This is a genomic window from Millisia brevis NBRC 105863, from assembly GCF_001552615.1.
In the GTDB taxonomy this organism is placed as follows: domain Bacteria; phylum Actinomycetota; class Actinomycetes; order Mycobacteriales; family Mycobacteriaceae; genus Millisia; species Millisia brevis.
In genome coordinates, this window is record NZ_BCRN01000004.1 from 211,367 (window position 1) to 224,756 (window position 13,390).

The window sequence follows — 13,390 nt, forward strand, 5'->3', positions numbered from 1 at the left end:
GCGACGTGCGGTAGCGCCGCGGGCCTGTGGATAGTCGGCTTTCCGTGGGGCGGTTTCCCGGGTTACCGTCGGCGCGCGCGGTGGGGAGGCCGTGCTGGAGTCGACCCCCGAGGGTGTCGGCGTGGCGTCGGGGGAGGTGTCGAGTGGTCGGTCGCGGTGCCAGTCGGGGTGCGGGGGCGGTACCCGGGTCGGGGACGACCAAGGTCGTCGTGCGGCCGCCGGCGCGCATCGAGCCGCCCCGCATGCCCGGCGGGGAGCTGCCCCTGGAGGCGCCGCCCGAGGTCCCTCGGGTGATTCCGGGCAATACCTTCATGAAGCTGATGCCGGTCGTGATGATCGTCGCGATGGTCGGCATCGTCGCGATGATGATCACCTCGGGGATGGCGACCAACCCGATGATGCTGCTGTTCCCCGCGATGATGTTGTTCTCGGTGGTCGCCATGATCGGTTCCGGAGGAGGGCGCGGTCAGGGGCAGCGCACCGCCGAGGCCGACGAGAATCGCAAGGACTACCTGCGCTATCTCGGCCGGATGCGCCGGGAGGTCGCACAGACCGAGCGCCTGCAGCGCAGCGCCCTCGAATGGACCCATCCGGATCCGAACGGGCTGTGGACGCTGCTCGGCAGCGACCGGATGTGGGAGCGCCGACGCGGCGACGCCGATTTCTGTCATGTGCGCATCGGCAGCGGCAGCCAGCGGCTCGCCACCCGGCTCGTCCCCCCGGAGATCGGCCCGGTCGAGGACCTCGAGCCGGTTGCGGCGGTCTCGCTGCGCCGCTTCGTGCGCGGCCACTCGATCGCCCGCGAGCTGCCGATCGCGGTGGCGGTGCGCGGCTTCCCGGTGATCTCGGTATCGGGTGACAAGGACCGGGCCCGCTCGCTGGCCTGCTCGATCATTATGCAGCTGTGCACCTTTCACGGCCCGGACGTGCTGCGGGTGGTCGTGGTGCGCAGCTTCGACGTCGCCGCCGACTGGGACTGGGTCAAGTGGTTGCCACACGCCGCGGACCCGACGCGCTCCGACGGCGCCGGCCAGGCGCGGTTGATTTTCGACAGCTTCGGCGCGGCGGCGGCGGGCTTGTCCGACCTGCTGGCCGGACGCGGGCGCTTCGTACGGTCCGGTGGCCCGACCGAGCACCCGCAGATCGTGATCGTCGTCGACGGGGCCCGGATCGGCGCGGAGCCGATCGGCCGGGCCGCCGAGGGTATCGACTCGGTGACCTTCCTCGACCTCGCCGGCGCCTTCGAAGCCTCCGCCGCCGAGGCGGGCCTGCGGCTGCGCACCACCGACGACGCGATCGGCGCGGTCGGCGCTGCGGGGACCGAGTGGTTCGGATCGGTCGACCGCCTCGACCCGGGAACCCCGCTGGTCTGGGCCTGCGCGATCGCGCCCTATCGGCTGCCGGCCGCGGGCGCCGCGGCCGAGGAGACCGAACTCGGTGATCCCGGCGCCTGGCACCGGTTGATCGGCCTGCCCGATCCCGCGCGGTTCGATACCGAGCGCATGTGGGCACCGCGGCAGGCGCGTGACCGGCTGCGGGTGGCGATCGGCGTCGGGACGGACGCCCGGCCCGTGGAACTCGATCTCAAGGAATCCGCCGAGGGCGGCATGGGCCCGCACGGGCTGTGCGTCGGCGCGACCGGTTCCGGCAAGTCGGAATTCCTGCGCACCCTGGTGCTCGGTCTAATTGCTACCCACCCGCCGGATCAGCTCAACCTGGTGCTGGTCGACTTCAAGGGCGGTGCGACCTTCCTCGGCCTCGAGCCGGTCGCCCATGTCGCCGCGGTCATCACCAACCTGGCGGACGAGTCGGCGCTGGTCGATCGCATGCGCGACGCGTTGTCCGGTGAGATGAACCGGCGTCAGGAGGTCCTGCGGGCGGCGGGCAACTTCGCCAACGTGTCCGACTACCAGCGCGCCCGCGCCGCCGGCGCCGACCTGCCGCCGCTGCCGGCGCTGTTCATCGTGGTCGACGAGTTCTCCGAATTGTTGTCCCAGCATCCGGATTTCGCGGAGCTCTTCGTCGCCATCGGTCGGCTCGGTCGCTCGCTGCATATCCACCTGCTGTTGGCCAGCCAGCGTTTGGACGAGGGGCGGATGCGCGGCCTCGAATCGCACCTGTCCTATCGCATCGGTTTGAAGACGTTCTCCGCGAACGAATCCCGATCGGTCCTCGGCGTTCCCGATGCCTATCACCTGCCCGCCCAGCCGGGCGCCGCCTATCTGAAGACCGACGCCGACGAATTGGTCCGCTTCACCGCGGCGTTCGTCTCCGGTCCCTACCGCTCGTCGACATACACCCCGAGCAGCCCGGCCGGCGCCCCGACGGCGGTCGAGCAGGTTTCGGTCTTCCGCGACGGCGTGGTCCCGATCGACCCGGGCGCGCGGGCCGATGCGCACCGACGGCGCGGCAGCCGACCGCCGGGTGCACCCGATCGACCGTCGGCGGAGGCCGGCACGGTGCTGCAGACGGTGGTCTCCCGCATCGTCGGACACGGCCGCCCGGCCCACCGGGTCTGGCTGCCGGTGCTCGACGATCCGCCGAGCCTCGACTCGCTGCTGCCGATCCGCGCCGGCGACACCGCCTCGTTGCGGGTGCCGATCGGCGTGATCGACCGCCCCTTCGATCAGCGGCGCGATCAGCTGACGGTCGACCTGTCCGGCGCCCGGGGGCACGTGGTGATCGTCGGCGGTCCGCAGTCGGGCAAGTCGACGGCGGTGCGCAGCCTGATCCTGGCCCTGTCGGCCGGTCACTCCGCCCGCCAGGTGCAGTTCTACTGCCTCGACTTCGGTGGCGGCTCGCTCGCCGGCGTCGCCGGGCTGCCGCACGTCGGCTCGGTCGCCGGCCGCACCGACGCCGACCGGGTGCGCCGCACCGTCGCCGAGGTGGTCGCGATCGTGCACCGGCGCGAACGCGAATTTCGTTCCCGGGGCATCGAATCGGCCGCCGACCATCGCGCCCGGCGGGCTGCCGGGGAGATCGACGACGATCCGTTCGGCGACGTCTTTCTGGTGATCGACGGCTGGGCCACCGTGCGCAGCGACTTCGAGCCGCTCGAGGAGGACATCCGGGTGATCGCCGCGAGCGGTCTGTCCTACGGGGTACACGTGGTGCTCGCCGCGACCCGGTGGGCGGAGATCCGACCGGCGATGAAGGATCTGCTCGGCACCCGGATCGAACTGCGGCTCGGCGATCCGGCCGACTCGGAGTACGGCCGGGCCAAGGCCTCCCGGGTACCCACCGAACGTCCCGGCCGCGGCATGACCGCCGACGGTTCGCATCTGCTGATCGCCGCGCCGCGGCTCGACGGGGTCGACAGCATGGCGAATATCGGAGCGGCGATGGGCGCCGCCGTCGAGCGGATCACCCGCGCCCATCGCGGCCCGGCCGCCCCGCGGGTGCGGATGTTGCCGGACGTCTTCGACCGCGATGAGTGGGTCGCGTCGTTGGGGCTCGATCTGTCGTCGCGCGACCAGCGCCGCCGCATCCCGATCGGCATCGACGAGAGCGAACTGGCCCCGGTGGTCCTCGATTTCGCCGAGACCCCGCATATGGTCGCCTTCGGCGATGCCCGCAGCGGCAAGACCGGATTGCTGCGCGGCGTCGCGCGCGGGCTGATGCAGGCGCACTCCTCGGACGAGGTGCGGCTGCTGGTGGTCGACTATCGGCGCAGCCTGCTCGGGGAGGTGCCGCCGGCCTATCTGGCCGGATACGCCTCGACCGGTCCGGCGCTGACCTCGCTGATCGGCGAACTCGCCACCCTGATGCGCAAGCGGCTGCCCGGACCCGACACCACGCCGGCGCAGCTGCGGGACCGCTCCTGGTGGAGCGGACCGGAGGTGTACATCCTGGTCGACGACTACGACCTGGTCGCCTCGCCGAGCGGAAATCCGTTGGCGCCGTTGATCGAGGTGTTGCCCCAGGCCCGCGACGTCGGCGTCCACATGGTGGTCGTGCGTCGATCGGGTGGCGCGGGACGCGCCCTCTTCGAACCGGTCCTCTCGCGCATCCGCGATCTCGAACCGCTGACGCTGATCCTCAGCGGCAACCGCGACGAGGGCGCCCTGGTCGGCTCGGTCCGGCCGAGCCCGCAACCCCCCGGCCGCGGCACGTTGGTCTCGCGCGACGGCATTCGACTCGTCCAACTCGCATGGTCGCCCCCGACCGCCTGAGCGGCGGCCCGCGCATCGCCGCTGTCCATCCGACCGGCGCGACGCTTCGGGTGGTCGGCAGCCGCCCCTTCGCCGGGCCGGTCACGCTCGAACGGGTGGGTGCCGAGTTGCGGGCGCACGCCGGACCCGGCCCGGGCGAGCCGATCGGCGGGGTCGACGTCGAGCGGGTGATCGACCGGCCGTCGCTGGCGATCGGCGGGGTCGACGTCGACATCGTCGAGGTGCTGCGGGAGGTCTTCGAGGCGGGCCTCGGCGCGGCCGGCGCCGAGATGCCGCCCGACATCCTGGCGATCGTTCGTCCACCCCAGTGGGGCGCGCCGCGGACCCGGCGGCTCGAGCGGGCGGGGCGCGAGATCGCGGACGACGTCGTGCTCTTCGACGCGGCGTCCCTGGCCGCCGAGGTCGCGGACGCCACGATGGCGCACGGTCCGGCGGTGTCGTCGCGGCCGCCGGCGGACCGGACGATCGTGGTCGCCTGTGCGCGGGATCGCTGGGTGGTCACCGCCGTGCGGGCCGCGGCCGACGGCTACCGCTCGATCGCCGACCGCGTCGTGCGGCTCACGTCGCCCGATCCGCCGACGGCGACGCAGCCGAGCGATCGCCGGCTGCTCCCGACACAGCCGGCCGCCACCGACGTCGACGCCCTGGTCGAGGTGATCGACGAGTTGCTCGGCCCCGACGTCGACCCGATCGATTGTGTGCGCCGCGTGGTCCTGCACGCGGCCGACGATGCCGCGGTGCCGGTCGACCGGATCGCCCGGGCGATCGTCGTGCCGCGGGAGCGTCCGTGGGCCGAACCGCTGCTGACGCAGGTGGTTGCGGTCGACGCCCTCGTCGAAACCGCCTACGACCGGATCGCCCGCTCGGTGGTGTCCACAGCGCCGCCCGCGCGGCAGCCCGCGCGCCCACCGGCATCCTGGTTGGACGACAACCGCCGCCGTCCGAGCGGAGGCGGCGGGCGACGGTGGTGGCCCGCGGTGGCGGCGGTCGCGGTGCTGTTCGTGGTCGCCGGGGTCGTCGGTTGGTCCGGGCGCGGATCGGGTTCCGTGCCGGTGGAGTCGACCACTCCGATCGCGGCGGAGATGGCGGCGGCCGGCAGCGGCGCTCCCGGGCCCACGCCGCTCGCGCCTCCCGGGGTGTCGGCCGCCACGACGACCGCCGCCACCGCCACGACCACCGCCACGACCACCGCCGCGACCACGCCGGCCGAGGCGGGGCCCCGGACGATCGAACTGGGTCGGGTGGCGGTCGAGATTCCGGACGGGTGGCGGGTCGACGAGTCCTCGGACCGGATCGCCTTGTTGCCGCAGAACCCCGATGTCGCGCAACGCATCCTGGTGCAGGCGGTCTCGGTCCTGCCCGATACCGATATCGCGTTGCTCGAGCGCCGATTGCGCGAGCAGGCGTCCGGTCCCGACCCCGGTGTGCCTGCCGCAGCCTTCGCGGACTTCGTCGCGGCCGACCACGACGAGCTTGCCTACCTCGAACGGCCGATCGATGGCTCGGTGGTCCGCTGGCGTGCGCTGCTGCGGTCCGAACTGCAGATCAGCATCGGCTGCCAGTACCTACCGTCCGGGTCGGATCTCGGCGTCGACGGTCCGCCCGCCGACCTCGCTCGCGCCTGCGATCGGGTAGTGGCATCCATGACGGTGCGGGATCCATGAGCGAACCGCTCGCCGCCGGACGCGGATCCGACCGGCGTGGCGGCCGATTCGGATCTTCGTGACGATTCGAGGGAACCGACGGTGCCCGCGGGGAGTCGAATACGGCGTAAGGGGGGAGTGGTCTCGCCGATCCGGTCGTCTCGACGTTCGGTGGGCTCCGCCCTCGACCACCGACGAGTCCATCGAGGAACTCGAGGAAGAGAGGGTTGTAGATGTCACTGAATGCGGAAACTCAGGCCATTCTGGCCTCCGCCGGTCGTATCGACGGGATCAGCGGAGAGATCAAGGCGGTCGTCGCCCGGCTGCGCAACGAGGTCGCCGAGTCGGCGTCCTACTGGCAGGGCCGCGGCGCCGCCGGCTTCGGCAACACCATGGCCAACTGGGACGGGGCGGCGAACCGGCTCAACACCGTGCTCGACGAGATCAGCCAGCGGCTGCGCGCCAGCGGGCATACCTACGACCAGACCGAGTCGGACAACGCTCGGCTGGCCGCGGTGGACGTCCCGCCGCTCAACGTCAACATCTGATCAACGTCAACATCTGACCACCGCACCCGGAAACCGGAAGAGGACCGACCACCATGAGCGACAGGATTCAATACGACTTCGGCCGGATCGCGGCCCTGTCCGCCTCCGTCAACAGCGGAATCGGCCAGCTCGACAACCTGCTCGGCGAGCTCGGCTCGGCGATCGCACCCATGCAGGCGACCTGGCAGGGTGACGGCGCAGCCTCCTACGAGGGCACCCAGCAGCGGTGGAACTCGGCGTTCAACGAGCTCAAGGGGGTCGGCACGCAGATCTCGGCCGCCGCCGCCCGCGCGAACGACAATATGCAGGAGACCGAGCTGATCAACCGCAACCGGTTCGCCGGTTCCTGACCGTCGGTTCCTGACCGTCGGTTCCTGACCGCTGCCCGCACCCGGGGCCGATCCACGTACCGGCCCCGGGTGCGATGCGCGGCGCGCCGCCCCCCGCCGGGATCCCGCCGATCGCGGCGTTTTGGGAGGTTGGGCGGGGTGGTGGTAACGTTGTCGGCTGGTATTCACCTGCTCGTCGCGGGCATCGATGGGGACAACCCATCGCAGGTCGGCGGCGGACGCTTCCTCGGGTCTCAACCGGCCGCCGAGGGAACGCGGTGACCTGCCTCGGCCGGCAGCCACCTGGAGACCGAAGGAAGTTCTGTGTCCACATACACCCCCAAGGCGGGTGACGTCACTCACGGCTGGTACGTGATCGATGCCACCGACGTCGTACTCGGGCGTTTGTCGGTGCAGGCCGCGAACCTGCTTCGCGGTAAGCACAAGCCGACGTTTGCCCCCAACGTCGACGGCGGAGATTACGTCGTCGTCATCAACGCGGACAAGGTGTCGATCAGCGGCACCAAGCGCGACAACAAGCTCATCTACCGGCACTCCGGTTTCCCGGGTGGCCTGCATTCCCGCACGGTTGGCCAGGTCATGGACACCCGCCCGGAGAAGGTCGTCGAGAAGGCGATCCTCGGCATGCTGCCGAAGAACAAGCTCGGTCGCGCCATCGGCGGAAAGCTGAAGGTCTACGCGGGCCCGACGCATCCGCACACCGCGCAGCAGCCGGTTCCGTTCGAGATCAAGCAGGTGGCACAGTGACCGCTCCCGAGGACAACTTCGCCAACGAGGAGATCGTCGCCGACGAGATCGTCGAGGACGCCCCCGTCGAGGCCGTCGAAATCGTCGAGGCCGAGTACGAGCCCGCCGCCGAGGAAGCCCCGGTTGTCGCGGCCTTCGTCGACCGCCCGGTGCAGACCGTCGGCCGCCGCAAGGAGGCGGTCGTGCGCGTCCGCCTGGTGCCCGGCACCGGCAAGTTCCAGCTCAACGGCCGCACCCTCGAGGATTACTTCCCGAACAAGGTGCACCAGCAGTTGATCAAGGCTCCGCTGGTGACCGTCGATCGCGTCGAGTCCTTCGACGTGTTCGGTCGCCTCAGCGGCGGTGGCCCCTCCGGCCAGGCCGGTGCTCTGCGCCTGGCGATCGCCCGTGCGCTCGTGGAACTGACCGCCGAGGATCGCCCCGCGCTCAAGCGCGCCGGCTTCCTCACGCGTGACCCGCGTGCGACCGAGCGCAAGAAGTACGGCCTGAAGAAGGCTCGCAAGGCTCCGCAGTACTCGAAGCGCTGACCGAGCGGCGCGCCGCGTCGGGAGCGATCACCCGCTAGGGTCGATCGTCATGATCGACTCGAAGCGCTGCGGTGGGGTGACCCGGTCCGCGGCGCGAGTACGTTCACGACACACAAAGCAGGCGTTCGCACTTGTCGAACGCCTGCTTTTGTCGTGAACGGGTACGACTACCGCAACGAAGCAGTAGCCATGAAGCAGCAACACACGGCAGTGTGCGAACGGGAGCGTGTGCCGATGGGGCGGTTGTTCGGAACGGACGGAGTACGGGGTCGGGCCAACGTCGACATCACCGTCGACCTGGCGCTTCGGTTGGGAGCGGCCGCGGCAACGGCCCTCGTCGACCCACCGGAAATCGAATCGACCTCGCCGGATCGGTCGGGCATTCCCCGGCCGATCGCGGTGGTCGGTCGCGACCCACGCGCCTCCGGGGAGATGCTCGTGGCCGCGGTGGCCGCCGGCATCGCCTCGCGCGGCGTCGACGTCATCGACGTCGGTGTGCTGCCGACCCCGGCGATCGCCTATCTGACCGCCTCCTACGGTGCGGCGCTCGGCGTGGTGATCTCCGCCTCCCACAACCCGATGCCCGACAACGGCATCAAGATCTTCGCCGCGGGCGGGCGCAAGCTCGAAGACGCGGTCGAGGACCGTATCGAAGCCGCGCTCGACCATTCCGGGCCCGGCGCCGGGCCGACGGGTGCCGCGGTCGGCCGGGTATCGGCCGACGGCAGCGCCGCTGAGCACTACCTCACGCACCTCGGTCACCGCGCCGCCGCCGGGACCGGCGCCGCCGGATTGACCGTCGTTGTCGACTGTGCGAACGGTGCGGCCTCCACGGTCGCCGCCCGCGCCTACCGGGCGACCGGCGCGACCGTGGTCACGATCAACGATCAGCCGACCGGCTACAACATCAACGATCGCTGCGGCTCCACCAACCTCGAGATCCTGCAGAAGGCCGTCGTCGACAACGGCGCCGACCTCGGCCTGGCACACGACGGTGACGCCGATCGGGTGCTCGCCGTCGATGCCGGCGGCACGATCGTCGACGGCGACGCGATCATGGCGATCCTCGCGATCGCGATGGACGAGGCCGGACGCCTGCGCGATCGGACCCTGGTCGCGACGGTGATGAGCAATCTCGGACTGCACCTGGCGATGCGCGCGGCCGGCATCACGGTGGTCACCACCGGGGTCGGCGACCGCTACGTCGTCGAGGCGCTGCGCGCCGGTTCCTATTCGATCGGCGGCGAACAGTCCGGACATATCGTGTTGCCGGAGCACGGGACGACCGGCGACGGAATCCTGACCGGTCTGATGCTGGTCGATCGGATGGCGACGACCGGACGCGACCTCGCCGATCTCGCGGCGGTGATGACCGTCCTGCCGCAGCGGCTGATCAATGTGCCCGTCTCCGACAAGGCCGCCGTCTCCCGACACCCGCTGGTGACCGAGGCGGTCGCTCTGGCCGAGGCGGAGCTGGGCGACGAGGGACGCATCCTGTTGCGCCCCAGTGGTACCGAGAACCTGGTGCGGGTGATGGTCGAGGCCCGCAGTGTCGAGCTGGCCGACCGCATCGCCGATGAGCTGGCCGAGGTGGTCGCGGGGGTCTGACCGACCCGGCCCATCCGGCGCCGCCGCGGCGACGCCGGATGGGATGTATCAGCGGTCGACGATCTTGCGGAGCTTCTCGATCAGCGCGACCCGCCCCGCACTGTCCCCGGCGATCGGGGTGACATCGATCGTGGTGACGCCCGACTCGGCCAGCGCGGCGACACGGTCGGCGATATGGCCCTCCGGGCCGATCAGCGAGATCTTCTCGACCAGCTCGTCCGGAACGGCCGCCGCCGCCTCCTCCTTCTTCCCGTCCAGGTACAGATCCTGGATGATCTTGGCTTCGTCGGCGAAGCCGTAGCGGACGGCAAGATCGTTGTAGAAGTTCTTGCCGCGCGCACCCATTCCGCCGACGTAGAGGGCGACAAACGGCTTGACGGCCTGGACCAGATGCTCGACGTCGTCACCGATCGCCAGCGGCGTCCCGGCGTGGATGTCCAGAGTGCCCAGGGCCGGATCGCGCTTCTCGAAGCCCGCCCGCAAGGAGTCGCCCCAGACCGAGTCCGCCTTCTCCGGCAGGTAGAGGATCGGCTGCCAGCCCTCGGCGATCTCGGCGGTCAGCTGCACGTTCTTCGGACCGATCGCCGCGATGGTGATCGGAATCCGCTCGCGCACAGGGTGGTTGATCAGCTTCAGTGGCTTGCCCAGGCCGGTGCCGCGCTCGGCGGGCAACGGGATCTGGTAGTACTTGCCGTCGTATTCGAGCCGCTCGCGCCGCCAGACCTTGCGGCAGATGTCGACCAGTTCGCGGGTGCGGCCGATCGGGGCGTCGTAGGGCACGCCGTGGAAGCCCTCGATCACCTGGGGACCCGAGGCGCCGAGACCCAACTCGAAACGTCCGTCGGAGACGAAGTCGAGGCCCGCGGCAGTCATCGCGGTAAGCGACGGGGTGCGGGTGTAGATCTGGAAGATCCCGGACATCAGGTGCACGGTCGAGGTCTTGGCGGCCAGGAAGCCGAGCTGGCTGACCGCGTCGTACGAGTAGGCCTCCGCGACCGCCAGGACGTCGAGTCCGGCCCGTTCGAGGTCCGCCACCTCCTCTGCGGTCTCACTGAACCCGCCCGAGTAGGTGATCTGCATTCCGATGCGCATGGGTGGCGATTCCTCACGTCTTCGTTGACTGCCCGGTACGGGCTTATCGGCCCAACTTACCCGTGACAGTCGGTTCGGGGAATGGCGCCGAGCGGTTTCGGAAGTCCTGTGCCGGTCGGCCCGGGAACCCCGACCGGCCGGGATGCGTCCAAGTGGCCATGGGGGCGACGACGGGGGAGACCGGGGCCGGCGAGCCGGGTGCGGCCGACGGGGCAGCGGGCGATCGGTCGACGTCCGACGGGACCGGGTTGGTCACGATCGACCTCGCGGAGTGGGAGAGTCGCGCGCAGCGGGTGCGGCTGTCGGCGGAGCGGCTGGTCGCCGTGGCCCGTGCCTCCGGCGCGGTCGAGGGTCCGGCCGACGTCGACGCGGCGACCGGCGAGTACGCCCGCGAGCTCGCCCGCCTCTCCGGGGCCCGGCAGAGCCTGATCGGAACGGCGGAGTCCTGGGCGACGGCGTCGCTGGCCACGGCGCAGCGTTGGGGTGCCGCGATCGAGGACTACCGGCGCGCGGACATGTTCCCGGCGGACCGCGGCCCGGGTCCGCTCACCCCGATCCTGGTCGATCTGCCGGCACTCACCGACGCTGGCGGGGATGGGCGCCTCGCCGCGGTGCGGGAGCTCGACGCGTCGGGGGAGCGCAGCGATGGACGGTGATCATCGCCTGCCGCCGGCCGGACTGGATCGACTGACGGAACTCGCCGCTCGCGTCGATCGCATCGGTGGATCGGCGAGCGCGTCGATGTCGATCGCCGACCGCTATCGAATGGTCACCTCGATCGATCCCGAAGGCTTGATCGAACAGGCGAAAATGCTTGCCGCCGTCGGTGATGCGGTGGCGTCGGAATGTGTGGAGGGGCGGGCGGTCGCCGCCGACGCCGACGTCCTGTGGAACGGGGCGGCAGCGGACGCGGCCCGGCGGCAGTGGCTCGAGCACCTGCGGGACGGGTGGGCGCGGACCGACTCCTTCGACGCGGCGGCCGGCGCGGTGGATCGCTGTGGTCGGGACATCGCCGAACGGCTCGCCGATCTGCGGGCGCGGGCGGATCGAGCCGACGCGGCCGTTCCCGGTGCGGACGACCCCGCCGCGATCGATGAGGTTCTTGCCGTCGCCGACGGCGCCGCGGCCCTGTCGCCGCGGGTACGCGAACTGCTCGGGGTCGTCGACTCGGTGGATCCCGCGCAGGCCGCGCCGACCGCTCGCCACTGGCTGGAGACCGCCTTCGTCCCCGCCGTGGTCGAGGCGATCGACGCGGTGTTCGGCTGGTGCGAGGCCACCTCCGCCGAGATCCGGCACCTGCTCGCCGCCGCAGGAGCTGCCCTGGAAGCGGCAGGCGGCTCGCCGGGGACCGGCTTCGCGGACCCGCCGGGCGCCCGACCGGGGGATGGTGGACCGGCGGATACCGACGTTGGGGTCGGCGACGCCGGTGCACAGGTCGCGGAGGCGCGGCCGTCCGATCGCGCGTCCTTCGATTCCGCGCCGTCCACCGATGGTGCCGCGTCCACCGATGGCGCCGCGGCTACCTCGCCGGCCGGTTCGGCGCCGGGACTGTCGGACCGGTCGTCCGCGGCGGGTGGGGCGACCGACTCCGGCGTTTCCCGCGCCGGTGACTCCGACCTCGACGACCCCGCGTCGAGTGAGGCGGATACCGGCGCGGCCGACCGCACCGATATCGCCGCGCTGGTCGGTGCGGGCATCGAATTGGGTGTCGCGGTGGTCGAATGTGCCACCGCCGTAGTCGATGCCGGGGCCGCTATCGCTCGGGCGGTGACCGACGCGATCGAGGCTACCGGCGATGATCCCGCCGCGTCGGAAATGTCCGGCGCACAGGGCTTTGCGAACGATCGCAGCCTGACGGACGGTTCGGGTGTGACCGACGGTCGGGGTCCGGGCACCGTCGGCCTGGCGGATGATGCCGCGACAACACCTGCGGCGCAGTCCGGTTCGGGAGCCTATGGCGCGCCGGCCGATCGGCCGAGCGCTGCCGTACCCGGACCCGATTCGGCTGGTGGTGGCTCGCCGGCGTCCGAGATTCCCATCGCCGCAGGAACTCCCGACCCGACCGCCGTACCCGACCCGTCGGCCGGACCCGACCCGTCTGCCGGACCCGACGCGGCGAGCCACCCCGACGACTCCTGTGCCACCACGGGCACCCCGGCCGGGTCGCCCACCGCAGAGGCCCCGACTGGCGCCGGGGCGAGCGATACCACCGCGCCGGCCCCGGTCGGCGCACCGCCGGTCACCGGACGCACGCCATCCGAGGCCCCGGCGCCGATCACTCCCGTACCGATTACCCCTGCGCCGATCACCCCTGAGCCCGCATCGCCCACCGCCGCGACGCCCGAGGCGGAACCGGCCGCGCCGGCGCCTCCCGCGCCCGGGCCTCCCGCGCCGGCCCCGGAGCCCGCCGCGCCCGAGTCCGCGGCTCCGATGCCCGAGGCTGCGCCGGTGCCCGAGGCCGTGCCGGGACCCGAGCCCGCGCTGGGGTCCGAACGCGGCGAACTCGCCCGGGCGGGACCGCTACCGGCGCCCGCCCGCTGAACCGGCTTCCGAACCGGCCACGTCCCACATCCCGACCCGTCGGTCGGATGCGGCAGCCGGTCGGTGCAGGAGCCCGCCCCATCGACGATCAGCGGCGGACGCTATCGGCGATCAGCGACGGACGCACGGACGATCAGCGGCGGACGCTCTCGACGACCGGCG

General features: G+C 71.6%; 10 protein-coding genes. 9 read left to right on the forward strand and 1 reads right to left on the reverse strand.

All coding sequences use genetic code 11. The features are described 5' to 3' along the window. Positions 1-242 precede the first annotated feature (242 nt). The 7 genes from eccCa (at position 243) to glmM (ending at position 9,595) form a co-directional block, all read left to right on the forward strand. Entirely contained in the window at positions 243-4,172 is a 3,930-nt protein-coding gene (gene eccCa, locus MB1_RS07565; protein ID WP_066905652.1) for a type VII secretion protein EccCa, read from the forward strand. Further along, positions 4,151-5,836, forward strand: coding sequence for a type VII secretion-associated protein (locus MB1_RS07570; protein ID WP_066905328.1), 1,686 nt, complete (start codon positions 4,151-4,153; stop codon positions 5,834-5,836). Before eccCa ends, MB1_RS07570 begins: the two co-directional genes overlap by 22 nt. Before the next feature lie 212 nt (positions 5,837-6,048). Then, complete coding sequence (locus MB1_RS07575) at positions 6,049-6,363, forward strand: WXG100 family type VII secretion target (RefSeq protein WP_066905330.1); 315 nt, start codon at positions 6,049-6,051, stop codon at positions 6,361-6,363. Positions 6,364-6,416: 53 nt separating this feature from the next. Further along, positions 6,417-6,713 carry a WXG100 family type VII secretion target gene (locus MB1_RS07580; RefSeq protein ID WP_066905333.1) on the forward strand — a complete coding sequence of 99 codons (297 nt, stop codon included), beginning with the start codon at positions 6,417-6,419 and terminating at the stop codon, positions 6,711-6,713. Between the two features lie 303 nt (positions 6,714-7,016). Continuing rightward, complete coding sequence (gene rplM / locus MB1_RS07585; protein WP_066905334.1) at positions 7,017-7,460, forward strand: 50S ribosomal protein L13; 444 nt, start codon at positions 7,017-7,019, stop codon at positions 7,458-7,460. Then, positions 7,457-7,987 carry a 30S ribosomal protein S9 gene (rpsI, locus tag MB1_RS07590; protein ID WP_084351144.1) on the forward strand — a complete coding sequence of 177 codons (531 nt, stop codon included), beginning with the start codon at positions 7,457-7,459 and terminating at the stop codon, positions 7,985-7,987. The genes rplM and rpsI overlap by 4 nt, the downstream gene beginning before the upstream one ends. Before the next feature lie 234 nt (positions 7,988-8,221). Then, complete coding sequence (glmM, locus tag MB1_RS07595; RefSeq protein ID WP_066905655.1) at positions 8,222-9,595, forward strand: phosphoglucosamine mutase; 1,374 nt, start codon at positions 8,222-8,224, stop codon at positions 9,593-9,595. 48 nt (positions 9,596-9,643) lie between these two features. On the opposite strand, the gene MB1_RS07600 is transcribed toward glmM, so the two are convergent. After that, positions 9,644-10,687 carry an LLM class F420-dependent oxidoreductase gene (locus tag MB1_RS07600; protein ID WP_066905336.1) on the reverse strand — a complete coding sequence of 348 codons (1,044 nt, stop codon included), beginning with the start codon at positions 10,685-10,687 and terminating at the stop codon, positions 9,644-9,646. 158 nt (positions 10,688-10,845) lie between these two features. Here MB1_RS07600 and MB1_RS07605 point away from each other — a divergent pair, with 158 nt between their 5' ends. Together MB1_RS07605 and MB1_RS07610 are read left to right on the forward strand one after the other, a co-directional pair. Next, a complete protein-coding gene (locus tag MB1_RS07605; protein ID WP_066905337.1) occupies positions 10,846-11,343 on the forward strand; it encodes a hypothetical protein in 498 nt (165 codons plus the stop codon). Continuing rightward, positions 11,333-13,228 (forward strand): hypothetical protein, encoded by a 1,896-nt coding sequence (locus tag MB1_RS07610; protein ID WP_066905338.1) that lies wholly within the window; start codon positions 11,333-11,335, stop codon positions 13,226-13,228. Before MB1_RS07605 ends, MB1_RS07610 begins: the two co-directional genes overlap by 11 nt. Positions 13,229-13,390 lie beyond the last annotated feature (162 nt).

Bases quoted from the DNA above. Each gene is read 5' to 3' on its own strand.
- eccCa (WP_066905652.1), top strand. From the start codon at position 243: ATGCCCGGCGGGGAGCTGCCCCTGGAGGCGCCGCCCGAGGTCCCTCGG.
- MB1_RS07570 (WP_066905328.1), top strand. From the start codon at position 4,151: ATGGTCGCCCCCGACCGCCTGAGCGGCGGCCCGCGCATCGCCGCTGTC.
- MB1_RS07575 (WP_066905330.1), top strand. From the start codon at position 6,049: ATGTCACTGAATGCGGAAACTCAGGCCATTCTGGCCTCCGCCGGTCGT.
- MB1_RS07580 (WP_066905333.1), top strand. From the start codon at position 6,417: ATGAGCGACAGGATTCAATACGACTTCGGCCGGATCGCGGCCCTGTCC.
- glmM (WP_066905655.1), top strand. From the start codon at position 8,222: ATGGGGCGGTTGTTCGGAACGGACGGAGTACGGGGTCGGGCCAACGTC.
- MB1_RS07600 (WP_066905336.1), bottom strand. From the start codon at position 10,687: ATGCGCATCGGAATGCAGATCACCTACTCGGGCGGGTTCAGTGAGACC.
- MB1_RS07605 (WP_066905337.1), top strand. From the start codon at position 10,846: ATGGGGGCGACGACGGGGGAGACCGGGGCCGGCGAGCCGGGTGCGGCC.
- MB1_RS07610 (WP_066905338.1), top strand. From the start codon at position 11,333: ATGGACGGTGATCATCGCCTGCCGCCGGCCGGACTGGATCGACTGACG.